Source organism: Psychrobacter sp. Pi2-1 (assembly GCF_904846645.1).
GTDB lineage: Bacteria > Pseudomonadota > Gammaproteobacteria > Pseudomonadales > Moraxellaceae > Psychrobacter.
This window is the reverse complement of sequence record NZ_CAJHBO010000014.1, coordinates 38,912-63,131: the sequence shown is the minus strand read 5'-3', so window position 1 is coordinate 63,131 and position 24,220 is coordinate 38,912. Positions and strand designations below refer to the sequence as shown.

The following is a 24,220-nucleotide window of genomic DNA, read 5'->3' as shown; positions in this document are numbered from 1 at the left end:
GCTGCCTTTTTATATAAGTAGTACGCTTACAAACTAATCAAACAAACTACCTATCTGCTTAGCGTGATACAGCGATACGACGATTCTCTTTGAACTGTACATTTGCTGGCTGAGTAGCTAATAACTCACCACGCTTGTCTTTTTTCTTTTCTTGCAACGTACTAGCAGCATCTGCAACTTTATTCTCAGTAGCCGCTTCACCAGCGATTAAAGGCTGATAGTCTGCATTGCTGTGTTGCATGTTAGGCGCTTGAGCGTTCTGTACAGGAGCCTGAACAGTTGTAGCAGTAGTCATTGCTGCCGCATTTGTTGTCGCTTGAGCGTTGTTCATCAAAGCTGCGTTATCATCGCTTGCTTCATTATCCATATCGTCAGTTTCATCTGCTTCATTATCCATGTCCATATCGACATCAGCAGTGTTTGACGCTTTGACATCTACAGCGCCAGGTTGAGTCGCGAGCAACTCACCATCAGGACCTTCTATTTCGGCTTGCACAGTGCTCTCGACAGGAGTATTACGCATATCTGCTGGCATTAGATCGCTATTGTTAACGGGTGCCGCCATTGTCATAGTTGGTAATACAAGGGTAGCGCCGACGATTAGTGATAAAACATTCTTTTTCATTATAAAACTCCATGATATATAATTAGCAATAGTTAAAAACGGTAACTCATATTCAATGATGAGCTGTTTTTATTTAAAGGTGTCTATAAATACTGTATGCAAATTATCAACGATGTAGTTTATATTTCAGTAGCAAACTCATTAAGGTTCTAACAGTTTAATGTTTTCTTGTGACGTTATGAAACTGTCATACTTAAAGTCTAGCTGATATTTTAACTTCTAAATTTTTCAAAGACTCATTAGTAGCAAAGGTTGATTGTGTTATTAAAGCTGTTAATAAATGAGTCTGTTAATAACAAATATCTACCGACATCCCTAGTATTAAAAATATGAATTTTTGATTACTTATAGTTATTATTTAAACTTAGCTGATTGTTATTAATAGTTTTTTTGAGTGCCATTTGTCAGCATTATAGAGATTTTTATCAGTAGTTTTTATTTATAATTCAAAACCAGTGTTTATATGATTATCAGATTTTGGTACGTGTATTCTTTGTTTATATACATTTAATTAAACTAATGTTTATATCTGATTTTTCTATAATATCTACAAAATGACAGTAACAATATTGGATTAATGGTTAGTATCATAAAGTATTAAATAATCGGAAAACAGAAACATTGTTCACCAAAAAAGTACGTTATTCTTTATTTAATTCTCTTCTGAATTTCAGAGTAGACCATAAAAAAACCGTATCTCGAAACCAAGATACGGTCATAAAGACATTGAGCCTTTGTTCTCACTCAATAGACTAACTCTCAATTACTTCAAAGCTAAGACCAGAATGCGCTTCTAAGCGTGTTATTAGCTTATTTCCCATCGCAGATGCTGGTGTCCAGAACCCACCGCCAACGTCCTCTTTGCTGATATCTTGTGCCAAGCATAATGCCGCCTGCGAAATCATACGAGAGGTACTGCCATAACCAGGATCTCTATCACCTGTTACTTTAACGGTAATAGTGTCATTTTTGGCCGTTTGGCCAAAGTGACGAATATCAAAGTAGCCGTTTTCTTGCTCGTCCTTAGAAGGGCCTGAACCAGCTTTTGGTAAGACGTGCTTGGATAGTAACTCGCGACTTGGTTTAATCATCATTGCAGTGGCAAAGCCTAACAAACCTGCACTCATAGCATAGCTAGACAGTTTTCCTTTGACGCCGTCTTTCATCCACATTGCTTCGTCATATTTGAAATCGCGACCGTACTCATAGCTGAGCAATTGGTTAGTGCGATGGACGATACGTGTATTGATGGTCGCCATGACGAACGGTGCTAACCAGCGCTTATGGTTGCTGTCATATACCGGTTTGCTAACATTATCCTGACGTACGTTTGGTGCGTTGGCATCATCGTTTAACAGGTATGGATTGGCCACTTGTTTGCGACGTGCTTTGTCCTCACCAGCTTCTTCAAATATTGATGCCATCGATGCGATAGTACCGCCTGAGATCCCACCTTTCGCTGCTTTGACACGCATATGAATGACATTACAGGTCTCGCCGAACTTTTCTTCTGCCTTAGCTTGGGTAAAGTACGCACCCAAATCTGAGGGGATAGAATCAAAACCACAAGAGTTGACGATACGAGCACCACTTTGCTTGGCAGTGTCTTGGTACTTGTCCATCATATCTTTGATGAAAATAGCCTCACCAGTAAGATCGACATAATCCGTACCGTTTTCAGCACAAGATTTAATCAGTGGCTCACCATATTTCAGATATGGGCCTACAGTAGAAATGATGACTTGAGTTTGCTTTGTCATCTTATCAAGGCTGGTAGCATCGTTACTGTTGGCAATAATAATGTCTACCTTACTCTCAAGTTTGGCCTGTAGCTTATTGAGCTTGTCTTTATCACGACCTGCGATCGCCCATGATACATTTGAGCCATCTTCATTTTTATTATTTGATAAAAAATTGGTTAAATAGTGGGCAGTGATCTGACCGACGAAGCTTGTCGCACCATATAGAACAACTGCATAAGGGCGTGTGTCGCCGCTGGTTTTTTGTATAGAGTTTTCAGTATCCGTATTGGTATCCATATGTATTGTCCTTAATAGATTTGAGAATAGGTGGATAGTAAACTATAAACCAAGTCGTTTGATTAGGTTAGGGGTTTGTGAAGTCGCTACAGTTTATAGTTTGCAGCCTATTTCCCATACAACATTGCATATAACGTTAGAAATTTAAAATAGTTCTGCATACAGTTGGAAGAGTAGTGTTCAGTAAAAGATCATTCAATAAAAACACGTCCAGGTAAGAAGCGCTTAGTTTAAGAACTCTCAGTTAAAAAAAGGCTGTATTCAGAAATATAATTCTATTTCGAAAATATCATCTATTAAAGAGAAAGAGGTATGAGACATTAACAGTTACTACAAACTTTACATAACCTACCGATATTATTACTAAAATGAACGTTCTTTAGAGACGAACATTGCTAATCTATACACGTAAACAGTAATAACTAGCATTAGATAAAAACAAGTTAAATAGATGCTATATAAATTCTAATATCTGTTTTTTACCATTATTTGAGGAGAAGATTATGTTTCGTTGGGCTATTATTTTTGCAGTGATCGCATTATTAGCAAGTTTCCTAGGTTTTGGCGGTGTCGCAGGTTTGTCTGCTAATTTGGCATACATTTTCTTAGCAGTCGCTGTTATTTTGTTTATCGTTGCTTTTGTCAGTCGTAAAATGTAAACACGGCTTATCGTTATAAATAATTACTATAAAAAAGACCCTCAATTGAGGGTCTTTTTTGTCTTTTTTAATTAGGGTAATAGGTATAGAGCCAAGATAATTAGTATCAAGGTATGCATTATAGACTTTCTACTACAACCGTTTGGGCTGAATGATATGCTCCATGCGTTTGGCTAAACGAATGTCTAAACTAGAGATACCGCCTGTATCATGGTTGGTTAAACGAACCTCCACGATATTGTAGGTGTTGCGCCATTCTGGATGGTGCTCGAGCGCTTCAGCATGAAATGCCGCTTGATTCATAAAGCTCATAGCCTCGATAAAATCGCTAAAGTGGTAGGTCTTGACGATGCTATTGCCGTCACGCTGCCAGCCAGCAAGCTCTTCTAGCTGTAGATTGATTTGTTTGTCAGATAAACTACTCATATTAATAACCTTTATTGTTATGTCGAATTGGTTTATTAAAAGTGGTGCTAGGGTATGTCTCCTATGCGAAATAAATATTTGCACATTTTTCCTGCTTTGACCGATATCATTTAACTGAACCTAGTTAACGAATTACTTGAGCCTAATTACTTAGCTAGCTAAATTAAATCTTGATACTCAGGATGTTTGCTAATGTATGACGCGACAAATGAGCATTGCGGTATCACTTTTTTGTTTTGTTCACGCGCATAATTCAATGCGTGCTTTACCAGTGCTGAACCAACGCCTTGACCGCCTAATTGCTGCGGTACGATAGTATGATCGTAGACCAACTTGTCAGCACTTTCCTGATAGCTAATATAACCTGTCTGACCATCGATAGAGGTCTCGAAGCGTTTTGCTGCTTGATTATGGACAATGTCTAGATTTGGTTTAGAGGCTTGATTACTCATTAATATACTCCATTTTTTATTGTCGAATTTTTATTATGAATTAAATATTTATTAATTTGATAGTGCCAGTGTAGTATGTAGTTTTGATACTTAACAGTCTAGACGCTTACCGTAATGGTAGATAGGACGACTGTTAACGTCACCTATGTTTGTTGTCCTACCTTATCATGGCCGTATCTGGTTGCAAATCTGAATATGTCACCATGCATAGGATATGGCTTTACGAACGACTGGAGGTAGAAAACGAGTGAGACCACTAGTGTTTTCTATTGCTAATTTGTTTTCTAAATCGGCCGCTGACCTATTATCTTTATAAGCAGTACTATCTGCATTTTCCACTGACTGTACATGGGCTTGCCATTCTTTTTCACTAGGTTTGCTAAAGTGATAAATACGTCCGAGTACTTGCTTTAGTTGTGTGCCAAAGCGGCCAGTGTTATAGCTTAAACCATACTTACGGCATATGGCCTGTACCTGCGGTGCAATCTTTGCATAGTGGCCAGCTGGCATATCAGGAAATATATGATGCTCAATCTGATGAGATAAATTACCTGTCAAAAGGTGGAACCATTTGCTGCCTTTGATATTGCTAGAGCCAAGGATTTGGCGTACATACCAGTCGCCTTTACTTTCATTGGCATCGAGATGGGTATAGATATGCGCTTGCTCAGTGAAATGCCCACAGAAAATCACCGCCCACGTCCATAGGTTACGGACAGTGTTGGCAGTCATGTTACCGCTCAACGTACTAAAGGCGCTACGACGACCTAGTGTCAGCGCTACCACAGACGGCAGGGCAATATAGTCTTTGCCTATTTGTCGTCCAATTTTGGCAAATAACGCACGAGACTTTTGCTGCATGATTTTGTGCAGATTAGGAGAGTCAGCGTATTCATCTGCACTGATTTGGATATCATGAAAGGCTACTGCCCATTCAAAGCCAAATGCCAGTACCGCTGTACTAAGCATATTATAGCGATCTTCCGGCGTCCAAGGCTGCTCATCAGTCACTCGAATCAAGTGATAGCCTACGTCATGATCACGGCCAACAATATTGGTAAAAGTATGATGTAAATAATTATGAGAGTGTTGCCATAATGGAGCAGGGCAGACAATATCCCAGTCGAATTTTTGACTATTAAGGTGCGGGTGTTGCATCCAGTCATATTGACCATGCATGACGTTATGACCCAGCTCCATATTGTTCAATATTTTGCTAAAGCTAAGTAAAGACGTACCTAGTAGCCAAGTAGCGACCAGACTGCATTTTGATGGCATACGCCCAGCCACTGCAAGTAGACCACGGCCAATAACTTCACTATATACCACGGTGGCATATATCCGCTGTATGTAGCGTGCATCCTTACTGCCTAACGAGTCCATAACGCTTTTGTACAGGGCATTGAGCTCTACGGCTAAAGCATCACTTTGAGGCTTTGATAAAGGGGCATCAGTTACTGTTGGGTAGCGAGTCCGTGTTGACGTGTCTGGCTGACCGCTATCATTGATTACTCCATCATCAAGCTGCGAGTACGGCGTTTGCGGCGTCAAAGGCAAAGGCGCGTTTTTCGCTAGTTGTGCATTGGACAGGGGCGTCAAGATAGGCACAGCAGATTGTGGCGTAGTAACAGGTAGTAATAAGCGCATAAATAAATCCTTAACCGAAACGGCATGAATAAGCAGTACTGCATCCGGTTTGATAAGTTATCTGAGTTTTAACCTATAAAGTGACGTTTATCTTTTATTTCTCATAGGGTGTCTAGCATATGCTTTCTATTGAGCTATCCATTCTATTAAACCAGTCATTAAACATCGAGAACCACATCAGTCATGGCAATATTGATGCAAGTCTGAATAGACTCGTAACCATCACTGCTCACTTTCCCTGTTTGAACGTTTTTGACCACGCCGCTGATTTTATTACAGCGGCACAACTGGCAAATACCTTGCCGGCAACCATGTGCTAACCGTACATCTGCATTCTCAGCAGCATCCAATATGGTCGTGTCACTGCTAAATTGTCGTTGCCGTGATCGCAAATAGACAGTGTGTTCTTCTACAGGTATTGTTTTATCGAATTTCCGATTGCTACCGTTATCAACATTAGTTAGGGAGTTACCAAAGTTCTCTACGATGATGTTATCGCGCAGCTGTTTATCTGTAGAGCAAGTTATCTCTGCGGCGGCTTTATATAAGCCAGTTAATAACGCTTGTGAGCCACAAGCAAATATTTGTGTATCTGCTAGAGGTAAGTTTAGCGATAGCAGACCCTCTGCACTCAAGTATCGTGTGCCAGCCAAATAGGTAGTCGGCTCTTCAGTATGGATTAGATGATAAGTGAAGTCTGAATGATTATCGTTCAGCTGTTGCCACTGATGTTGCAGTTTGGATGAAACAGTCCGATTGTAATGCAATAGCGTCACCTGATGTCCATTATTCAGGGCTTGAGTGATAAGTCCGAGCATAGGCGTGATACCGCTACCACCAGCGATAAATAGCAAAGGAATAGGTTTGTCATTCTCTGATATTTGCTGCCCTACTATCGAGGTCTGTCCCAAAGTGAAATGTCCAAGTGGCAGACTTGTATCAACGACGCTAGCCAGTGGCATTTGCTTGGTTAAATAGTCAGATACCAACCCTTGTGGTTTAATCGCGATAGTTACCGTATGACGTTGGTCTGCCGTATGGCTCTCGGTATTATCGTCGAGCCACCAGAGGGGTTGATGCGCCAAGCCCACTATCGAGTAACTACGTTGGTGATAGACCCCCTCAATATAAACGCGCAAATCAAGATACTGACCGCCTTGCCAACCACACATCATCTCAGAAGTCTGCTGCCTAAAAGCACTATTGGTCTCAAATCTAAGTGCGATCAAATCATCACTCAATGGATACCGTGCAACAAGTCTTAGTTTGGGCGTTGTCAGCGACCAAAATGGATGAAGGCGCGATCCGATAAAATCGACAAACGCACGTTGAATAATTTCAGGGCGATAGCCGTTGGCCATATTATCAGTACCTGTATGATTGCTATGAAAGTGAATGATGTAACGCATACAAAGTCATTTCATAAGTCATTCTAATAATCGAAAATGAAATCGAGCCGATAGACCTTGTTAAGCCACACTAACATGCTAACGGCTATTGATTAAATTTGCGAAAGTTTTGATGCTATTTTTTGTGGTCTTTATAAAACGCTAATGAATCAAAATGTTAAGTTAGTTCATTAAGATAAGACTCCTTGAGTTATTTTTTAAAGCGAGTTTTATAGCCAAAAGGCATAGCCTGCTGTCAAAAACAGTAAAACAACTGGTAAAACAACCTGTCAGCTTGCAGGGTATGCGCCACAATGCGATAATGACCTATAATTTGTAACCCTGATTTTGAGGTACGGCACGCTTGGCATCATCGCTGAGTTGCATTTGCTGTTCTCTTCTATGCAGTCTATCGGAGTGTTAATGGCTCAATATATTTACACGATGAACAACGTGTCAAAACTTGTTCCCCCTAAGCGTGAAATCCTAAAAAATATCAACCTATCGTTTTTCCCTGGTGCCAAAATCGGTGTCTTGGGTATCAACGGTTCAGGTAAATCAACCTTGCTACGCATTATGGCAGGCGTGGATACTGAGTTTAGTGGTGAAGCGCGCGCTCAGGCAGGTACCAAAGTTGGCTATCTGCCACAGGAACCACAGCTAGATGATAGCAAAGACGTTCGTGGTAATGTCGAAGACGGTATGCGCGAAGCGTTAGATGCGCTCGCTCGTCTAGATGCTATCTATGCTGAATACGCAGAGCCTGATGCTGATTTTGATAAGCTTGCTGAAGAGCAAGGCAAGATGGAAGACATCATCCAGTCTTGGGATGCGCACAACTTAAACAACCAGCTAGAAAAAGCGGCCGATGCGCTCCGTCTGCCACCGTGGGATGCGGACGTTAGCAAACTATCAGGTGGTGAAAAACGCCGTGTGGCACTATGCCGTCTACTATTGTCTCGCCCTGACATGCTATTACTTGACGAACCGACCAACCATTTGGACGCCGAGTCTGTTGCATGGCTAGAGCAGTTCTTGCAGAACTACAGCGGTACTATCGTTGCCATTACCCATGATCGCTATTTCTTGGATAATGTTGCTCAGTGGATCTTGGAGCTTGACCGTGGCCATGGCTATCCGTATGAAGGTAACTATACCGAGTGGCTAGAGCAAAAGAACACGCGTCTAGAGCAGCAGAACAAGCAAGAAGAATCATTTGCTAAAGCGCTGAAAAAAGAGCTTGAGTGGATTCGCAAAAACCAAAAAGGCCAACAGGCTAAGTCTAAATCTCGTGTACAGCGTTTTGAAGAGTTGAACTCAACTGAGTTCCAAAAACGTAATGAGACTTCTGAGATTTATATTCCACCTGGTCCACGTTTGGGTAATAAAGTCATCGAAGTTAATGATATCTCCAAGTCATTTGGCGATCGTCTGCTGTACGAAAACCTAAGCTTTAACGTTCCAGCTGGCGCTATCGTGGGTATCATCGGTCCAAATGGTGCGGGTAAAACTACGCTATTTAACATGATTACTGAGCGCGATACCCCAGATACTGGTTCAGTTGATTTGGGTGAAAGTGTTAAAGTTGCCTATGTCGGTCAGGTACGTGATCATCTAGATGATAACAAAACCGTATGGGAAGAAGTTTCTGACGGCCTTGATATCATTACCGTTGGTGATTACACCACGCCAAGCCGCGCGTATATCGGACGTTTTAACTTCAAAGGTTCAGATCAGCAAAAGCACGTCGGTCAATTATCAGGTGGTGAGCGTAACCGTCTGCAGTTAGCGAAGACGCTAAAGCAAGGCGCAAACGTATTGCTCCTCGATGAACCATCAAACGATTTGGATATCGAAACCTTACGTGCACTAGAGGATGCGATTCAAGTATTCCCAGGTACAGTAATGGTCGTATCGCATGATCGCTGGTTCCTTGACCGTATCGCGACTCATATCTTGGCATTCGAAGAAGAAGGCCCAGTTTGGTTCGATGGTAACTATACTGAGTTTGAAGCGTATCGTAAAAAGACAATGGGTGATGATGCCAGTCCTAAACGTGCCAAGTACAAGAAGATTACCAACTAATACGGCTGCTTAATATAGTTCAATCCAAAAAAAGACCGCTAATGATTAGCGGTCTTTTTTTGTTTAGCGTAAAATCTTAAAGGGTATGGGTAGTTGTTAAGACTAACGCTTACGCCCAAATTTACGCTGCTTTTTATTACTAATCTCAGTAATGGCGTGAGTGATTTCTTCTTCGTCTAAACTAGCGACTTGCTGCAAGATTTGCATCATATCAGGCGTTAGCACGTACTTAGCATGATGAGCGATGTCGTTAATACGATGGTCGAAAGTCAGTATGCCTGTTTCATCGTCTTTTTGTAGATAGTTAAGACGAGTCAACGCACTAATGAAACTGGTAAATAAGGCGCGATCAAAGAAGTCAGGAATATCATCTGCATAAAGCACAGACAAACGCTGTCCGAGTAGGTGACACAGGTCCACAACTTCGTTTTCAGTCAAATTACCAGAGCCTTGTTGAGCAAGTAAAGCAAGCGTCATAAAGTAACGCTCAAGACTTTGTCCAACTGGTGTCGCCAGCACTTGTAGCTGCTGATAGTGCTTGCTATTAGACTCAGGAACACTGAGCGTATCATCACCTAAATCAACGATGAGTCCATGAGACAGCAGATTATCAACTTTCTTATTGAGCGTATCGGCTAAGCCGTGTGCTGGATAATATAAGAATAGCTCACTTTGTAAGAACGGATATAGCTGCTCAGCGATACTATCGAGACGGCTGCGTTTGATACGTCCATTGCGTGCGACTAGCGCAGACAGGAACGACAGCAGGATAAAGACATGCAAAATGTTGTTGCGGAAGTAGCTAAGTAATGCTGCTTGCTTACCTGCGACCTGAATGATATCGCCCAAGATATGCGGCGTACGCTCAATAAGTTTTAGCTTAATACCATAATCGATGATTTGCTGCGGCGTCATATCAGTGATAACCGTATCCTCTGCATAGACCAGCTGCTGAGCCAGACCTTGATACAAAGCGATTTGCTCACGGCAGATGTTTTCATCCAATGCAGCTTTCGGTGCCGATAGCAGAACCAATGACAGCAGCGAGACAGGGGTTACTACTGCAGCTTTATTGATATGCTGCATGACTTTCACCCCGATGTTATCAACCATAGCACTGGTTTTTTCATCAAGCGGTGAGTCAGTACGATCGGATGGTAAGCTATTGGCTGGCACATCGAATTTTGTCATAAATTCGCTAAGGTGCAACGGCGTACCAAAGCTCAAATGCACATTGCCAAAGATACGTTCAATTTTACGGCCAACTTTGAGCAGCCCGATTAAAGACTCCGACTCTTTTGGCTTACCTTTTAGCTCACCGACATACGTGCCGCCTTCCATAATGCGCTCGTAACCAATATAAGTCGGTATAAATACCACAGGCTTATTGGTTTGGCGTAGCTGACTATGGACGGTCATCGCTAGCATACCCATCTTTGGGGGTAGCAAGCGACCTGAACGTGAGCGACCACCTTCGATGAAGTATTCAATCGGAGTGTTGCGCGTGATAAGAGTATGCATATATTCGCGCAGTACAGCGGTATACAGCGCGTTGCCGCGGAAGCTACGACGAATATAAAAAGCGACGGCACCGCGTAATAGGGGGCCTAATACCGGCACATCTAAGTTGTCACCTGCTGCGACATAAGGGATACTCAGACCGCGCTTGTAGATGACATAAGACAGTAATAGATAGTCAACATGGCTGCGATGACAAGGCACATAAATCAGCTCATAATCGGTCGCAAGGTCACGTACTCGCTCGAAGTGATGGACTTCTACACCGTCATATAACTGCGTCCATAACCATGTCAGAAATTTATAAAAACCACGGATGATAGAATGAGAGTAGTCATTGACCATCTCATTAGCATAACCTCTAGCCTGACTGCGAGCTTCTCGAACGCTAGTCCCCTTTTCGGCCGCTTCCATCTCAATTGCATGCTTAATAGCTGGCGAGTACACCAGTTTATCCACTAAGTTACGTCTATCTGATAGATCTGGGCCGAGCATGCTAGCGCGCTGTTTATCTAAATAAATTGACAATTGCTGCTGCAACATACGAACCAGTTCACGATTACTATTAGCTGATGCGACTAGCGCATAGCTTGGTGTCTGCTCAGCGTCAGCTGCGGCATCACTGTTGGTAGCCGTTGACTCTGTATCGAGTGAATCCGCCGCGGTTAAATTTGCTTTCAGTGCATCTGTAGCGACCGAATCAAAGGTAGCTGGTCCTTCCACATCGCCTTTAAGATTATCATTGATAATGGTACGTAAGTCTTGCGGTGGATGAAACTGTACGAAAGTATCGCGGCCCATAACCCCGATATTAAATAGTTGCTTGGTAATGCTAGGGTCTTGCCAGTTGTCAGCAGTCAACAGTTTAAATAGCGAATCTTCTTTTTCAGGTGCGCGTCCCCACAGAATCGATACGGGCACTAAACGCACCTTTAACTCTGGATATTGCAATATAGCAGATACTAAGCGAGAAAGTCGAGGAGACAACTGACTGTCTTTGGCACTTGGGTGATTCAAAAATATGATGGCCGCATTTTCTTTAATATTATGGGCGGCATCATTTACTCCAACCAGTGCAGGCGGTAAGTTGTGCTCTTGCGTTTGCAAGTCGATCAGAATACTGTTGGAGCGAGAATAGTCCTGTAGTACATAAAACCTTAGCGTCTGATCATCATTGTCGAACTCAGGCAGCTCGCCTAATAGCTTAGGTTTTACGGCGATATCGAGCATCTGACCTGACAGCTTACGATACAGCTGATTGATCGGTGCATTAGAATAAGGCTTAGTAGCGATTGCATTGCCATCAGTTTCAGACGCACGGTCAGTCGCGACCGGCGCTTTAAAAATCCGTTTTTTTAGGAACTTCGGTATCATAATCAGTATCAAAAATAGTCAAATATGTTGCGCTTATGATGCCATAAAAGCCACCAAAGCGATATATAGTGTCTGTATATACTACCAATATTAATACGGTTTGGTTACGCTGTAGTGAGTGACAAATTATATAAAATGCTCAAACATTGGAAAGTTCATATATTTAGCGTAATAATATATTTTTATCATTGATGATTCATAGATATAGCGTCCATTTTTCAATTTCACTTTATTAAGCCTAAAACTTATGACTCCAGCTATCGATCTTGCCAAAAAACGTAACCTTGATTACCAAGTACACGAATATATTCATGACAGCAATGCCGTTTCATTTGGCTTAGAAGCCGCAGAAAAACTTGGCGTAGCGGTGACACAGGTGTTCAAAACTTTAGTCGTGACTACCGATACTAGCGTACTGGCTGTGGCGATATTGCCAGTCGATAAGACACTTAACTTTAAAAAAATGGCTAAGGCGCTATCTTCTAACAAGTTGCTATCTTGCAAAAAAGTACAGATGGCCGACCCCAAACAAGTAGAGCGTAGTACGGGCTATGTGTTGGGCGGTGTCAGTCCACTGGGTCAAAAAAAACGACTAAAAACTGTCATAGATAGCACAGCTCAAGATCAGGCCACTGTCTATGTAAGTGGGGGTCGCCGCGGTCTGGAGATTGAATTGCCGCCTGCACAGTTGGCTGCAACGCTTGATGCTTGCTTTGACGCTATTACGGATGAATAAAAGATTTTACGGTGGCTATAATCTGCCTAGTACAAAATGGACATGTCGACAATTTCGCTAAGCATATTTATGAGTAATCTATACTGGGCTCGCTTGTATTGAAGATATTTGAGCGCAAGATTATTGTGGATTGACCATAGCGATAAGGCGTAGACTTATACGCCAGCTTATCTATTATTTTTATCTACATTTAAGGACATGCTCATGCCACATTTAACCATTCAAGTAACACCAAACGTCAGTATCGCTCACGAAGAATCATTGCTCAAATCGCTAAACAAAGTATTATGGGATAGTGGTCAGTTTAAGCAACCTGCTGATATAAAAGCACGCATTGTACCTATTAACTCATTTCTAGTAGGTGTTGAAGACGATGAACAAGCCAATGGATTTATTTATGCTCACCTAAAGCTGATGAGTGGACGTGATATGGCCACTCGTGACCAGTTGGCTGAGCTGCTGGTTGCTACTATCGAGGAAAAAATAGGCGCAGAGCAGTCAGGACGTGCAGCATTGCAGATATGTGTAGAAGTTGAAGAGATTAGTGCGGTCTATCATAAGAAAATGCTTGGTAGTTAACAGCGCCTGCCTTTTTACAAACTGTATTTTGAAAACCATCTTCTCAAAAACTGTTTGGTTAAAGAAGCGACTGCTCGCAGGCTAAAGTTACCAACCTTAAATGACGACAATCAATTGCATAAAAGCTGACTGGCATACGTTGGTAGTATCATTACTTCAACCTTGTAGCCCGCAACTTTGTCTTCAGTGGCCATAAGATTGCGGGCGATACGCAATCGATATGTGCCCGTCGCAGGTAAGTAGCCTTGATAGATAATACCGCCTTTGCCGCCATCTTGCGTACCATTTGGCATATGTAATACGCCGACATTGGCAGTCTCAGATGTTCCCGCAAGTGGGGCAATATTAATCACGGCATACTGTCCACTGGTAGCGTCAAAACGATACCAACGTTCATTGTCATTAGGATTTAATTTACCAGTGATGACGCTACTAATAGCACTTTTCGAAAAATGAAGAGGGGTGTCGCTATTTTTTGCAATCGCACTATTTGCAGCGATACTTGCTAGTACAGTGCTAATTACCAATGTTTGCATACAGCGTGTGGCTAACGCGGCAGCTTTGTAATAGGGTATTGGCATAGCTTTCTCCTAAAATTGCTCGTTACTTTATATTCTGTATAAGCAGATTTTCAGTTAAGCATAAAAAAGCGCCTAAATGATAGGCGCTTTTTATTGATTATCGATGCTGTATTAGTCAATTTTAATCTAAGAAAGCAAAGTGATCGATTTCCATTGATGTCATGCTTTCGCTTGGTGCAACCATCGCTTCTGCGTGACCAGACGTGCGTGGTAGCAACTTATCAAAGTAGAATTCAGCAGTCTGAATTTTTGCTTTGTAGAATTCTGGTGCTTCTGTGCCACCCTTTTCTAACTTTTCATAAGCGACCGCTGCCATACGCGCCCAGTGGTAACCCATCATCACGTAGCCTGAGTACATTAGGAAATCCTCTGACGCTGCTGAGATGATTTCACGATCTTTACGTGCCATCAGCATCAAGCGTACCGTCAAGGTGTTCCACTCAGCACATAGCTTGGTCAATGCCCAAACGAATTTACGCATTTCTTTATCGAGTGCGTACTCGCCACACCATTTCATGATGTTTGACGTGTAGTCACGGATAATCTTACCTTTAGACTGTAGGATAACCTTACGACCTAGTAGATCAAGTGCTTGTACGCCAGTGGTGCCTTCGTACATCGTCGCAATACGAGCATCACGAGCGATCATCTCCATGCCCCATTCTTTGATGTAGCCATGACCGCCATAGACTTGCTGACCGTGTTTAGCAGCTTCGATGCCTAGCTCGGTTAAGAAGCCTTTTAGAATTGGCGTATAGAAGCCCAATTTGTCGTCCCACTTTTCGAACTCTTCATCATCGCCATTGATAATACCTTGTGCCATTTTATCGGCATAACGTGCTGAATGATAAATCATTGAGCGACCGCCTTCAGCAAAGGCTTTTTGCGTCAGTAGCATACGGCGTACGTCGGCATGATGGATGATAGCATCAGCTACTTTTTCAGGATCTTTAGTACCAGATAGCGTACGCATAGAACGACGCTCTTTAGCATATGGTAGTGCATTCTGGAAAGAAAGCTCAGTATGAGCTAGACCTTGAATACCAGTACCGATACGAGCCGTATTCATAAAAGTAAACATGGCTTTTAGGCCTTTATGCGGTTCGCCGATTAGGTAGCCGACTGCGCCATCAAAGTTCAATACACACGTCGAAGATGCGCTAATGCCCATTTTGTGCTCAATTGAACCACAAACAACGGCATTGCGCTCGCCAGCTTCACCTTCAGCGTTCGGCGTGAACTTAGGTACGATAAATAGTGAAATACCGCGCGTGCCTTCTGGTGCATTTGGTAGACGTGCTAGAACGATATGAACGATATTATCTGTTAAGTCATGCTCACCGCTTGAGATAAAGATTTTGGTACCGCTGATTTTATAGGTGCCGTCATCTTGTGGAATGGCTTTCGATTTAACTTGACCCAAATCCGTACCACACTGTGGTTCAGTCAGACACATGGTACCTGCCCATGAGCCTTCGACCAACTTAGGTAAATACAGTGCTTTTTGCTCGTCAGTACCGTACTGAAGCAGCGTGTTGATACAACCTGTTGATAGACCAGGATACATTGACCATGACCAGTTAGCAGTACCGATCATCTCAGATTTGATAAGGTTGATTGACGTTGGCAGATTCATACCACCGAATTCTTCAGGGTATGAAATACCTTGCCAGCCGCCTTCTACAAACTGGTCATAAGCCTCTTTGAAGCCTTTTGGTGTGGTCACGACGCCATCTTCAAAATGACAGCCTTCTTCACCACCTGATTGATAGAGTGGGGCAATGACGTTTTCAGCAAAATCAGCCATACCTTGTAGAATCATGTCTACAGTTTCAGGATCAGCGTTTTCGCCGTTGTCTAAGCTTTTATAATGCGTCTGATAGTCAAATACATCATTAATCAAAAATTTGATATCACGTAAGGGGGCTTTGTAAGTTAACATAATCGCTCTCTTTGGTTAGTTCGCTATCATAGACTTATGGCGCAATATTTGAGTCACAACTTATGTAAGCGATATTTACTTATTTTGGATGAGCTAGACGTTATATTAGTCATCAAGTGAGTTGTTAGTGGACAGCTTTCCAGTGTATTAATTATTAGAACGCCTTTAGTGGCGGTCAGCTGTTATGGCGTTGATATGATTATAAATCTTCTACAGCGACAAATATACAACTAATAACTATTATTCATGATTAATTATGTTATTAATTCATTTTAGTTTGTATAGGTGAATTGTATCTTCGCTTGAAAATATTCTATAAAGGGCTATGTAGACTCATCTAAATTCAAAGACAAATGGACTTATCAAATAGGAAAAGCCATTTATGAGCACCTCAAAAAAGCAACAGCGAGCCTCTTGGTTGGGCACACTATTAGCTAGTATCAAGTGGTTAATCGATGGTGAGCTAAGTCATTTACTGACAATCAATCGTAGTCACCGACCATGGCATATGCCAATTATCGCGGCGATTGCGATTAGCTTTCCAGTGTTTGTAGGAGCTTATTTTGGTGACTTGTCTTCAGGTATCAAAGCCTCGCTAGGCTCAATGATTATTCTAAACCTACCGTTTGTAGGCGGGCTACCACATCGGCTAGTGACGGTCATGGCTTGGGGATTTGCGATGATAATGAGCTTTGCATTGGGTCTGATCGCGCAGCTACTGCCAGTGCTGCGGCTACCTGTGTTTATGCTGATTGGGATTAGCGTGGTGATGTTAGGTCGCTACTATCGACAACCACCACCAGCGGGATTGTTTGTATTGATGGCGGGTGCGATTGCGCTATTTATCCCTGTCCCGATCGATCAACTGCTCTCAGCGATAGGGCTTGTGATATTGGGTAGTGGCTCCTCGATGTTGCTAGCGCTACTCTATAGTTTGTTCTTATTGGCGACGCGACCTATTGCTTCCGTACCTGTCTATGATTATCAGCCTGATATGATTAGCGATAGTCTTATCGTGGTAAGTTTCGTTAGTTTGGCGTTGGTCGTTGCCGTTCTGTTAGAGCTGCCTTATCCCTATTGGGCAGCGATGAGCTGCTTTATTATCATCCAAGGTATGCAGCTACGGACCATGTGGATCAAACAGTTGCATCGGTTGTTAGGTACATTAGCTGGCATGGGCGTAGCAGGCTGGATGCTGTCTTGGGGACTATCAGGATGGGGCATCGCTATCGCGATACTATGTATGATGTTTTTGATTGAGTCATTTGTCGATCGGCATTATGGACTGGCGGTGATATTTATCACGCCGCTGACGATATTTATCGCTGAGTATGGTAGTACGATGTCAGTGTCTCCAGTCGTTGGGGAGGTTATTCAAGCGCGTATGATTGATACGGCACTCGGTTGCATGATTGGATTGAGCGGTGGGCTGGCGATACACTCTACACGATTGCGTGTACCGCTGCGCCGTTTTGAAAATTGGCTGTTATTACGTTTTAGCTAATAGCATAGCTCTGCAAAGATTTTTCTTTGATTAACGGTCTTTATTTAACGTTGTTGTCGCTTGTGCGACATCGATAGTATGCCCAGTCCAACGCTCAAAGCTTAAAGCAGCTTGACCGATAAGCATACCGTAGCCTTCAGAGGTCTGTGCGCCGCGAGCGGCAAAGTGCTGCAAGAACGGTAGCGGACGTCCATACATCATGTCATAAGCGTATTGACAGTTTAGAGCATCATCTAGCGGTAATGTATCACCTGATAGACCGATAGAGGTGGCATTAATGATAATGTCAAAAGCGCCACTGAGTTCATTGGTCGCGCAAACCTCGATATGTTGTTCATCGATCACTGAGCTGGCCGCACTGAGCTCATTTACCAAATCGGCTGCCTTAGACACGGTGCGATTGGCAATCGTGAGAGAGCCAATACCCGCTTCAAATAATGGCAGTATTACGCCACGAGCGGCACCGCCTGCACCTATTAGCGCCACACGAGCATCGGTCAGCGGCCAGTCCATACTCATAATGTGATTGATAAGTCCCTGCCCATCCGTGTTATCACCATAGAGTGCTTCAGTGATTGGCACGCCGCTTTCTAATAGTGCTTTGTTCAACAGTAACGTATTGACCGCACCTGCCGTCTTGGCATGTTCTGATAAACCACCACGCGCCGCGCAGCAGTCATAAGCCACTTGTTTAAAAGGAACTGTCACATTGGCACCCAAACCGCCACCGCAAAAAAACGCCTCAACGACAGCCGTAAAACTGGTGGCATCATCAGGGCAGTACTGACGCTGATAGCTAATATCAATCCCTGCTTGTACAGCAAACTGCTCATGAATTTCAGGAGATTTACTATGGGCGATTGGATTGCCAATAACGATAAAGTGTTGGGTCATAAATAGTCCGCTGGCTAGAAAATAAAAATACTATCAAAGAAGCAATAAGTAGCGCTCAATCATCATAAGGGATAACGCTATGATTGACAAACCAAGAGGCCATCACCAATCAATGATTAGGAAGTGACAGTGTTAGTCAGAAGCTGCCTTATCGTTTTTGAAAATAAATTCTGACATTGAGGCAAATATATGTAAAACACGCTCAGGCAGTTTTCCACTTCCTATTAAAGAGAAGGTCGTTTTGGTACGTTATATATTTAACAAATCTGTACTCTCGGGGAGTACTCCGCGTAACGTAAAAGGTAGTCAAGTGCTGAGCAGTTGGGTAAACTATAAAATATGGAAACCTATATCAATATGCTGTAATGACTGCTAGATTATAATATTTGTGAAATATGCTCTTTATTGAAAACTATTCGTTATCAGCGGCGTTCCTGCCAGCTCGTTAATACTATTTCGAGATCAATCTAAAAGTGTGAGTAAATTATCCATGTGGAATCCTAACCTACAGACCCTTCTAGTCGGTACGATAATGGCAGTTGGTGTGACGCTCAGTGGCTGTGACAGCACCAAAGAAGATGCTCCAAATCCAGATGCGGAGACCACTGAGCAGGCAACAACGAATGAGCCAGTACAGGACAGCGCAAACAATCCTGACCTAGACGGCGCTACTGCTCAGCAAGGCACGCCAGTGAGATATGATGTCGCAGCATGGGGTACGGATAAGGTAGAGTCGCTCGCGGTGGATGAGTTAGATAGTATAAAATCTGTGTTTGGCGAAGTGATGAGCACTGACGAAAACAGCCTAGACTATGCCAGTAATCCAGCGGCAAAATATCGCTTTATGAAAACGGATGCGCCTTATCTAGATATCATCGACTCTGAAAAATATCTAGAGCTGGGTTGGTACTATGCCAATCCTACTGATACAGACAAAGAAAAAGAGCTGAGCCAAAACCACGCCAAAAAAGCCTATCAACTATCGCGTCAACTGATGGGCGATGATGGCGGTAAAATGGTGGCTGATATGCTCAATAGTCAAATCATCAAAAATAGAATCGTCGGTGGACAAAAAATAGAGCTAGCAAAATGCGAGTTTTATAGTTGCATGCTGGTGATCAATAAAGCCGCTGCTCAAACAGACAATAGCTAAATCATGACCGATACGACGTTAGTACCAAACGGTTGGGTGTGTCTGTACCCACAAGTCAGCAGTGTGACCGAAGACAGCAGTGTGACCGAAGAGGATAGGTCGACCAGCCAAACAGCGACCATGTCTCTAGATAATCGCGGACTGGCATACGCTGACGGGTTTTTTACCACTATGGGTGTCATTGATGGGTTGATACTATGGTCAGATTATCATTATCAGCGGCTTGTCTCTCATGCTGAAGCCTTGCAGCTAAACATAAATAGCGAAGAGCTATTAGCCGTACTGCAACTGTATGCCCAGCAGTTAGAGCAGGGCATGCTAAAGCTAGTAGTAACCCGCGCTGCGCAGGATGTGCGCGGTTATGGCTATACACCTAATGCAAATGGTAGCGACTGTGAGATATGGCTAAAGGCTACGGCAATGAGAGTTTCTACTGCGCTGCAATTGTCTTTGCCTGATGGAAACTTGGTACCCACCCAACCTTATGCTTCGGCAATATGTTTGGCTTCTCAGATTGCTTGCTTACCGCCACCGCTGGCAGGTCTCAAGAGCCTTAATCGTTTAGACAATGTCCTCGCTAGTGGTGAGCTACAACGTATAAAAGCTGAGCCATTGGCATCAAAGCTTGCTTCAACACTTGGTGAAGGTCTGCTACGCGATATGAGCGGGCAGTGGGTCGAGGGTACGATGAGTAATGTATTCTATCAATTGGCAGAAGAGTCGCTATCGGAATCCAAAACTACCTCTAGTATTCATAAAGATGATGAAGATTACCTAAGCACCGGTCAGTGGTACACTCCTTCTATGGCTCAATCGGGCGTCGCTGGCGTCATGCGTCAGGTAATTATAGATGCACTATCCACGACGCAATATCCAGTCATAATCAGGTCGCTACAAGATGAGGATTTGCCTAAATTAACGCACCTCTTCTTTTGCAATGCACTGCGCGGTATCATGCCAATGAGCAGTCTGACGTTATTGTCAGGTGATGTTGTGGATTTTAAATCCGTTTAGTTGTTACTCTCTTTATTTAATAAACGATAGAAATGCTGTTTGAAAAACTCTTTTCTTCCTTCTTGTTGCAGGTCTTCGTAGCGCGCTTGGCTAAGTTGTAGGTATTCAGCTTCCTGTTCAATACCAATAAATTGCCTTCCTAAGACATTACTTGCAATACCTGTCGTCGCAGAGCCAGAAAAAGGGTCAAGAACCACTGCATTTTTCTTAGTAGAGGCTAAAATAATTTGAGCTAGTAAAGCCAAAGGTTTTTGCGTAGGGTGCCTACCACAAGATTTTTCCCACTTAGCAATTGCTGGCAAGCGCCATACATCTTTCATTTGCTTATCGTTATTAAGTCGTTTCATCAAATCGTAATCGAAGTAGTGCGGTACTTTAGGGTGTTTTCTTGCCCAAATAATGAATTCTGTAGAATGAGTGAAAAACCGACAAGAAAAGTTAGGTGGTGGATTGGTTTTTTCCCAAGTTATAACATTAAGTATCTTAAAACCAAGCTGCGGTAAAATACGTCCTAAGGTAAAAATATTATGGTGTGTACCACTGACCCATAAGGTCGCATTATCTGCCATTTTTTCTCGTACAGCAGACAGCCATTCGTATGTAAATACGTAAGCATCATTGTCACTGACAAGCTTGTCCCACTGACCTTTATTGACTGACTGGACTTTACCGTTTTTCACTGTCAGACCATCATTGGACAAAAAATAAGGTGGATCGGCAAAGACCATATCTACGTTATTATCTAACTGAGGGATAACAGTTAAGCAGTCACCTTTCAGTAAGTTAAAATCTGAATTAGTACTACTGAAAAACGAGTGACTTTCCATGTCTATTCCAGCATGTCAGCTAAGAAATAAAGAAGCTCAGGCAAATTGAACTCTCCTTGTACAAAACCATACTGCCCACAATCATCTGGAATAACAACAGTTTGATCAATAAACCTCTTATCTTCACTAATGATGCGAAGCATATTTACTAATTCATCTCTTACTACTGCAGAGTCTACAGTATCTAATAGTTCACTAAGTACTGTTGAGCTGGAGTTAATATTGATAGTCATATTTTCGATACTTATCATAACCTACCTTCCTCTATGATACTTATTGTATGTAGACTTATTGTATACAAAATATAGCATGAGTCAAACAAAAAAACCAATATGCGTGCCTTATATGAAAGAAAAAGTTCTATGTGATTTCGGTGAAAGAATACGCCAGTTGCGTAAAAAAAATGACTTGAGCCAAGAGCAATTAGCCGAAAAAACCGGTTTTCATCGCACGTATATAGGTATGGTTGAACGTGGAGAGCGTAATCCTGCGTTAGTAAATATCAAAGTTTTTGCAGATAGTTTTAATATCAGCTTGTCGGTATTATTTAATGATAAATCATTTGAAAAAGAGGTTAAGAGTGGCAAAGAAAAATAAATTAGTCATGCCCTTCTTGAAGTGGGTAGGTGGAAAACGCCAACTTATAACTGAGATTGAGCCGTTGCTTCCTAGCCGTATATCTACTTACTACGAGCCTTTTTTGGGTGGTGGCGCAATACTTCTGCACATGCAACCAAAAAAAGCAGTGATCAATGATTACAACTCTGAATTAATCAATGTTTATGAAACGATTAGAGATGATGTAGATGCTCTTATTGAACACTTAGCTATTCATGAAAATAACTCCGAGTACTTTTATCGGATAAGAGCTCTAGATAGGCAGGAAGATTTTGTTGATTTAACTAAGATAGAGCGTGCATCTCGTGTTATTTACCTAAATAAGACCTGTTTCAATGGACTGTATAGAGTCAATAGCTCAGGCGAGTTTAATACACCTTTTGGGCGTTATAAAAACCCTAATATAATCAACGAAACTGTTCTGCAAGCGGTAAGTAATTACTTACAGAATAATGATATTGCATTGCGTAATGGAGATTTTGAGGAAGCTGTTAAGGGGGCGCGTAAAGGCTCATTTGTTTATCTTGATCCACCGTATGATCCTGTTTCGAAAAGCTCAAACTTTACAGGATACGTTCAGGGTGGTTTTGGTGATGATGAACAAGTAAGACTTAGAGATACTTGTATCAATCTAAATAAAAGGGGTGTTAATTTCCTTTTGTCTAACTCTGCTACTGCCTTTATGAAAGAATTATATGAAGACTTTGAGATAATTGAAGTAGGAGCTAATAGAAGTATTAACTCTGTTGGAAGTAAGCGAGGCGAGGTTAAAGAAATTCTGGTAAGGAATTATTAGCTATGAATAAATCTAAAAACGATCTAGCTTGGGAGAGATTATTCGAAGAAGATAGTCTCTTGGACAAGATAGAGGCTGAAGGTGAATTCATTGTACACTCTAAAAGAATCAACGATTTCAGACAAGCTAGGCTTATGACTAAGTTTGATGCTAGAAAAGACTTACCAGAAATATTCAAAAAGAATAAGCTATCTATTTTGCCAATTAGTAGAGGAGGCTATAAAGTTGGAAGATTTGACATGTTCCATAACTTTGAAGATTACGATACTCCTAAAAGATCAGATGTAGTTCTAGAGAAGCAGTTCCCGTCATTTATTGAAACAATAGATCCAAATCTGATTACTACTGAATCATCAGCTATATATTGTGCTGATTTATGTTCAATTTTAACGAGTTTTACAGGTGCGGATGAACTATATAGCACTATAAGCGGTCGAATGGGATCAGGCGAGTTTGATTTTAAGATCGAGGAGCCAAACAAGATTTTTGATTTTAAAGTAAGAGGTTCTCAAATAGAAATCGATGCTGGTTACGAAAGTCACGATAGTATTTATCTTATAGAGGCTAAGAACGTACTTTCAAGAGATTTTGTAGTTAGACAGCTGTATTATCCTTATAGAACTTGGTTAAACAAAGTGTCGACAAAGGATATCAAAAATATCTATCTCACATACTCTAATGGAATATTTTACATTAGAGAATACTTGTTTGAGGATATAAATGACCCTATGTCGATTAGATTGTTGAGTTCAAGTAGATATTCGATTATAACTAAAGAATTGACATTAGAATATTTGAAAAACTTACTAAATAAAACCTTACCTAAGCTCAATAGTCAAGATGCACCTTTCCCTCAAGCAGACGATTTCAATAAGATCGTGAATCTATGTGAAGAGCTCGTAAAAAAATACTTTAGTAGTCTAAGTGAAGATGTTGATGAGAGTGGTGGAAGAGGTTTTTCTAAGAGAGAAATAGCTGATATTTACGATTTTACTGATAGGCAAGCCGATTACTATGCGAACGCAGCAAGATATTTAGGCTTGGTATCTATAGATAGGGGGTTGGTATATTTTACTGATTTAGGTTTAGAAATAATGCAGTTGCCACTCACTACAAAACAAATTCGGTTTGCAGAACTCATTCTCTCATCTAAACCTTTTTCCAAAGTATTTGATTTATATATAAGTAAGGCAGGTGTACTATCAATTGAAAACGTTCAAGATATTGTTGAAGCTTGTAAAATTGAAAATTTAAATAGAGCTTCTAGCACTTTCTCAAGAAGGTGTCTTACTGTTAAAAGTTGGATAGAGTGGATATTCACTCAAGTTAAGGAAAGCTAAAAAGATAAGTAACAATGAAATAC

22 protein-coding genes are annotated in these 24,220 nt (G+C 41.8%); 10 read left to right on the top strand and 12 right to left on the bottom strand.

Translation table 11 applies throughout. The annotated features are described in order from the left end of the window. Positions 1-58: 58 nt before the first annotated feature. Together JMX91_RS09085 and JMX91_RS09080 are read right to left on the bottom strand one after the other, a co-directional pair. Entirely contained in the window at positions 59-625 is a 567-nt protein-coding gene (locus JMX91_RS09085; protein ID WP_201548708.1) for a hypothetical protein, read from the bottom strand. Between the two features lie 752 nt (positions 626-1,377). Beyond that, positions 1,378-2,664, bottom strand: a complete 1,287-nt coding sequence (locus JMX91_RS09080) for a saccharopine dehydrogenase family protein (protein WP_201548706.1) — start codon at positions 2,662-2,664, stop codon at positions 1,378-1,380. Positions 2,665-3,167: 503 nt separating this feature from the next. On the opposite strand from JMX91_RS09080, the gene JMX91_RS09075 reads away from it, so the two are divergent. Then, positions 3,168-3,323 (top strand): DUF1328 domain-containing protein, encoded by a 156-nt coding sequence (locus JMX91_RS09075; RefSeq protein ID WP_082624527.1) that lies wholly within the window; start codon positions 3,168-3,170, stop codon positions 3,321-3,323. 132 nt (positions 3,324-3,455) lie between these two features. Here the strand turns inward: JMX91_RS09075 and JMX91_RS09070 are convergent, their stop codons facing one another. From JMX91_RS09070 to JMX91_RS09055, 4 genes are all read right to left on the bottom strand, one after another. Further along, positions 3,456-3,749 carry a 4a-hydroxytetrahydrobiopterin dehydratase gene (locus JMX91_RS09070; RefSeq protein ID WP_057757953.1) on the bottom strand — a complete coding sequence of 98 codons (294 nt, stop codon included), beginning with the start codon at positions 3,747-3,749 and terminating at the stop codon, positions 3,456-3,458. Positions 3,750-3,907: 158 nt separating this feature from the next. Beyond that, entirely contained in the window at positions 3,908-4,201 is a 294-nt protein-coding gene (locus JMX91_RS09065) for a GNAT family N-acetyltransferase (protein WP_201548704.1), read from the bottom strand. 198 nt (positions 4,202-4,399) lie between these two features. Continuing rightward, on the bottom strand, positions 4,400-5,848 hold the full coding sequence (locus JMX91_RS09060) for a fatty acid desaturase family protein (protein WP_201548703.1): 1,449 nt from the start codon (positions 5,846-5,848) through the stop codon (positions 4,400-4,402). A 158-nt stretch (positions 5,849-6,006) separates the two neighbouring features. Next, positions 6,007-7,257, bottom strand: coding sequence for a flavin reductase family protein (locus JMX91_RS09055; protein ID WP_227679348.1), 1,251 nt, complete (start codon positions 7,255-7,257; stop codon positions 6,007-6,009). Between the two features lie 402 nt (positions 7,258-7,659). On the opposite strand from JMX91_RS09055, the gene ettA reads away from it, so the two are divergent. Continuing rightward, positions 7,660-9,321: an energy-dependent translational throttle protein EttA gene (gene ettA, locus JMX91_RS09050; protein ID WP_134292306.1), complete on the top strand. Its 1,662-nt coding sequence runs from the start codon at positions 7,660-7,662 to the stop codon at positions 9,319-9,321. Between the two features lie 102 nt (positions 9,322-9,423). On the opposite strand, the gene plsB is transcribed toward ettA, so the two are convergent. Then, positions 9,424-12,213: a glycerol-3-phosphate 1-O-acyltransferase PlsB gene (plsB, locus tag JMX91_RS09045; RefSeq protein ID WP_201548702.1), complete on the bottom strand. Its 2,790-nt coding sequence runs from the start codon at positions 12,211-12,213 to the stop codon at positions 9,424-9,426. Between the two features lie 247 nt (positions 12,214-12,460). Here plsB and ybaK point away from each other — a divergent pair, with 247 nt between their 5' ends. Then, positions 12,461-12,949: a Cys-tRNA(Pro) deacylase gene (gene ybaK / locus JMX91_RS09040; protein WP_201548701.1), complete on the top strand. Its 489-nt coding sequence runs from the start codon at positions 12,461-12,463 to the stop codon at positions 12,947-12,949. 204 nt (positions 12,950-13,153) lie between these two features. Next, entirely contained in the window at positions 13,154-13,528 is a 375-nt protein-coding gene (locus tag JMX91_RS09035; protein WP_201548700.1) for a 5-carboxymethyl-2-hydroxymuconate Delta-isomerase, read from the top strand. Between the two features lie 110 nt (positions 13,529-13,638). Here the strand turns inward: JMX91_RS09035 and JMX91_RS09030 are convergent, their stop codons facing one another. Both JMX91_RS09030 and JMX91_RS09025 read right to left on the bottom strand, forming a co-directional pair. Beyond that, positions 13,639-14,109, bottom strand: coding sequence for a hypothetical protein (locus JMX91_RS09030; protein WP_201548699.1), 471 nt, complete (start codon positions 14,107-14,109; stop codon positions 13,639-13,641). A gap of 121 nt (positions 14,110-14,230) precedes the next feature. Then, the gene (locus tag JMX91_RS09025) at positions 14,231-16,051 is read right to left on the bottom strand and encodes an acyl-CoA dehydrogenase C-terminal domain-containing protein (RefSeq protein WP_201548698.1); all 1,821 of its coding nucleotides are present in this window, start codon (positions 16,049-16,051) and stop codon (positions 14,231-14,233) included. A 382-nt stretch (positions 16,052-16,433) separates the two neighbouring features. Between JMX91_RS09025 and JMX91_RS09020 the strand changes: the two genes are divergently transcribed. After that, the gene (locus tag JMX91_RS09020; RefSeq protein ID WP_201548696.1) at positions 16,434-17,555 is read left to right on the top strand and encodes an FUSC family protein; all 1,122 of its coding nucleotides are present in this window, start codon (positions 16,434-16,436) and stop codon (positions 17,553-17,555) included. A gap of 30 nt (positions 17,556-17,585) precedes the next feature. On the opposite strand, the gene aroE is transcribed toward JMX91_RS09020, so the two are convergent. Then, positions 17,586-18,449, bottom strand: coding sequence for a shikimate dehydrogenase (gene aroE, locus JMX91_RS09015; protein WP_201548694.1), 864 nt, complete (start codon positions 18,447-18,449; stop codon positions 17,586-17,588). A 490-nt stretch (positions 18,450-18,939) separates the two neighbouring features. Here aroE and JMX91_RS09010 point away from each other — a divergent pair, with 490 nt between their 5' ends. Continuing rightward, complete coding sequence (locus tag JMX91_RS09010; protein ID WP_165598150.1) at positions 18,940-19,602, top strand: hypothetical protein; 663 nt, start codon at positions 18,940-18,942, stop codon at positions 19,600-19,602. A 3-nt stretch (positions 19,603-19,605) separates the two neighbouring features. After that, positions 19,606-20,616 carry an aminotransferase class IV gene (locus JMX91_RS09005; protein ID WP_201548692.1) on the top strand — a complete coding sequence of 337 codons (1,011 nt, stop codon included), beginning with the start codon at positions 19,606-19,608 and terminating at the stop codon, positions 20,614-20,616. Here the strand turns inward: JMX91_RS09005 and JMX91_RS09000 are convergent. Together JMX91_RS09000 and JMX91_RS08995 are read right to left on the bottom strand one after the other, a co-directional pair. Further along, entirely contained in the window at positions 20,613-21,443 is an 831-nt protein-coding gene (locus JMX91_RS09000; protein ID WP_201548691.1) for a DNA-methyltransferase, read from the bottom strand. The two genes, JMX91_RS09005 and JMX91_RS09000, sit on opposite strands and share 4 nt — an antisense overlap. 2 nt (positions 21,444-21,445) lie before the next feature. Continuing rightward, positions 21,446-21,694: a hypothetical protein gene (locus tag JMX91_RS08995; protein WP_201548689.1), complete on the bottom strand. Its 249-nt coding sequence runs from the start codon at positions 21,692-21,694 to the stop codon at positions 21,446-21,448. Between the two features lie 94 nt (positions 21,695-21,788). On the opposite strand from JMX91_RS08995, the gene JMX91_RS08990 reads away from it, so the two are divergent. The 3 genes from JMX91_RS08990 to JMX91_RS08980 are packed head-to-tail and all read left to right on the top strand — an operon-like array spanning position 21,789 to position 24,197. Beyond that, on the top strand, positions 21,789-22,040 hold the full coding sequence (locus tag JMX91_RS08990) for a helix-turn-helix domain-containing protein (RefSeq protein WP_201548687.1): 252 nt from the start codon (positions 21,789-21,791) through the stop codon (positions 22,038-22,040). After that, a complete protein-coding gene (locus tag JMX91_RS08985) occupies positions 22,024-22,857 on the top strand; it encodes a DNA adenine methylase (protein ID WP_201548685.1) in 834 nt (277 codons plus the stop codon). The genes JMX91_RS08990 and JMX91_RS08985 overlap by 17 nt, the downstream gene beginning before the upstream one ends. Before the next feature lie 2 nt (positions 22,858-22,859). Continuing rightward, entirely contained in the window at positions 22,860-24,197 is a 1,338-nt protein-coding gene (locus JMX91_RS08980; RefSeq protein WP_201548684.1) for a type II restriction enzyme, read from the top strand. Positions 24,198-24,220: the final 23 nt, after the last annotated feature.

What these genes read in the sequence shown, in the direction of transcription:
- plsB (WP_201548702.1), bottom strand. Translation starts at nt 12,213, where the DNA reads ATGATACCGAAGTTCCTAAAAAAACGGATTTTTAAAGCGCCGGTCGCG.
- JMX91_RS09075 (WP_082624527.1), top strand. Translation starts at nt 3,168, where the DNA reads ATGTTTCGTTGGGCTATTATTTTTGCAGTGATCGCATTATTAGCAAGT.
- JMX91_RS09085 (WP_201548708.1), bottom strand. Translation starts at nt 625, where the DNA reads ATGAAAAAGAATGTTTTATCACTAATCGTCGGCGCTACCCTTGTATTA.
- JMX91_RS08990 (WP_201548687.1), top strand. Translation starts at nt 21,789, where the DNA reads ATGAAAGAAAAAGTTCTATGTGATTTCGGTGAAAGAATACGCCAGTTG.
- JMX91_RS09010 (WP_165598150.1), top strand. Translation starts at nt 18,940, where the DNA reads ATGTGGAATCCTAACCTACAGACCCTTCTAGTCGGTACGATAATGGCA.
- JMX91_RS09020 (WP_201548696.1), top strand. Translation starts at nt 16,434, where the DNA reads ATGAGCACCTCAAAAAAGCAACAGCGAGCCTCTTGGTTGGGCACACTA.
- ybaK (WP_201548701.1), top strand. Translation starts at nt 12,461, where the DNA reads ATGACTCCAGCTATCGATCTTGCCAAAAAACGTAACCTTGATTACCAA.
- JMX91_RS09035 (WP_201548700.1), top strand. Translation starts at nt 13,154, where the DNA reads ATGCCACATTTAACCATTCAAGTAACACCAAACGTCAGTATCGCTCAC.
- JMX91_RS09000 (WP_201548691.1), bottom strand. Translation starts at nt 21,443, where the DNA reads ATGGAAAGTCACTCGTTTTTCAGTAGTACTAATTCAGATTTTAACTTA.
- JMX91_RS08980 (WP_201548684.1), top strand. Translation starts at nt 22,860, where the DNA reads ATGAATAAATCTAAAAACGATCTAGCTTGGGAGAGATTATTCGAAGAA.
- JMX91_RS09055 (WP_227679348.1), bottom strand. Translation starts at nt 7,257, where the DNA reads ATGCGTTACATCATTCACTTTCATAGCAATCATACAGGTACTGATAAT.
- JMX91_RS09060 (WP_201548703.1), bottom strand. Translation starts at nt 5,848, where the DNA reads ATGCGCTTATTACTACCTGTTACTACGCCACAATCTGCTGTGCCTATC.
- JMX91_RS09030 (WP_201548699.1), bottom strand. Translation starts at nt 14,109, where the DNA reads ATGCCAATACCCTATTACAAAGCTGCCGCGTTAGCCACACGCTGTATG.
- JMX91_RS09070 (WP_057757953.1), bottom strand. Translation starts at nt 3,749, where the DNA reads ATGAGTAGTTTATCTGACAAACAAATCAATCTACAGCTAGAAGAGCTT.
- JMX91_RS09080 (WP_201548706.1), bottom strand. Translation starts at nt 2,664, where the DNA reads ATGGATACCAATACGGATACTGAAAACTCTATACAAAAAACCAGCGGC.
- aroE (WP_201548694.1), bottom strand. Translation starts at nt 18,449, where the DNA reads ATGACCCAACACTTTATCGTTATTGGCAATCCAATCGCCCATAGTAAA.
- JMX91_RS09065 (WP_201548704.1), bottom strand. Translation starts at nt 4,201, where the DNA reads ATGAGTAATCAAGCCTCTAAACCAAATCTAGACATTGTCCATAATCAA.
- JMX91_RS08995 (WP_201548689.1), bottom strand. Translation starts at nt 21,694, where the DNA reads ATGATAAGTATCGAAAATATGACTATCAATATTAACTCCAGCTCAACA.
- JMX91_RS09005 (WP_201548692.1), top strand. Translation starts at nt 19,606, where the DNA reads ATGACCGATACGACGTTAGTACCAAACGGTTGGGTGTGTCTGTACCCA.
- JMX91_RS09025 (WP_201548698.1), bottom strand. Translation starts at nt 16,051, where the DNA reads ATGTTAACTTACAAAGCCCCCTTACGTGATATCAAATTTTTGATTAAT.
- ettA (WP_134292306.1), top strand. Translation starts at nt 7,660, where the DNA reads ATGGCTCAATATATTTACACGATGAACAACGTGTCAAAACTTGTTCCC.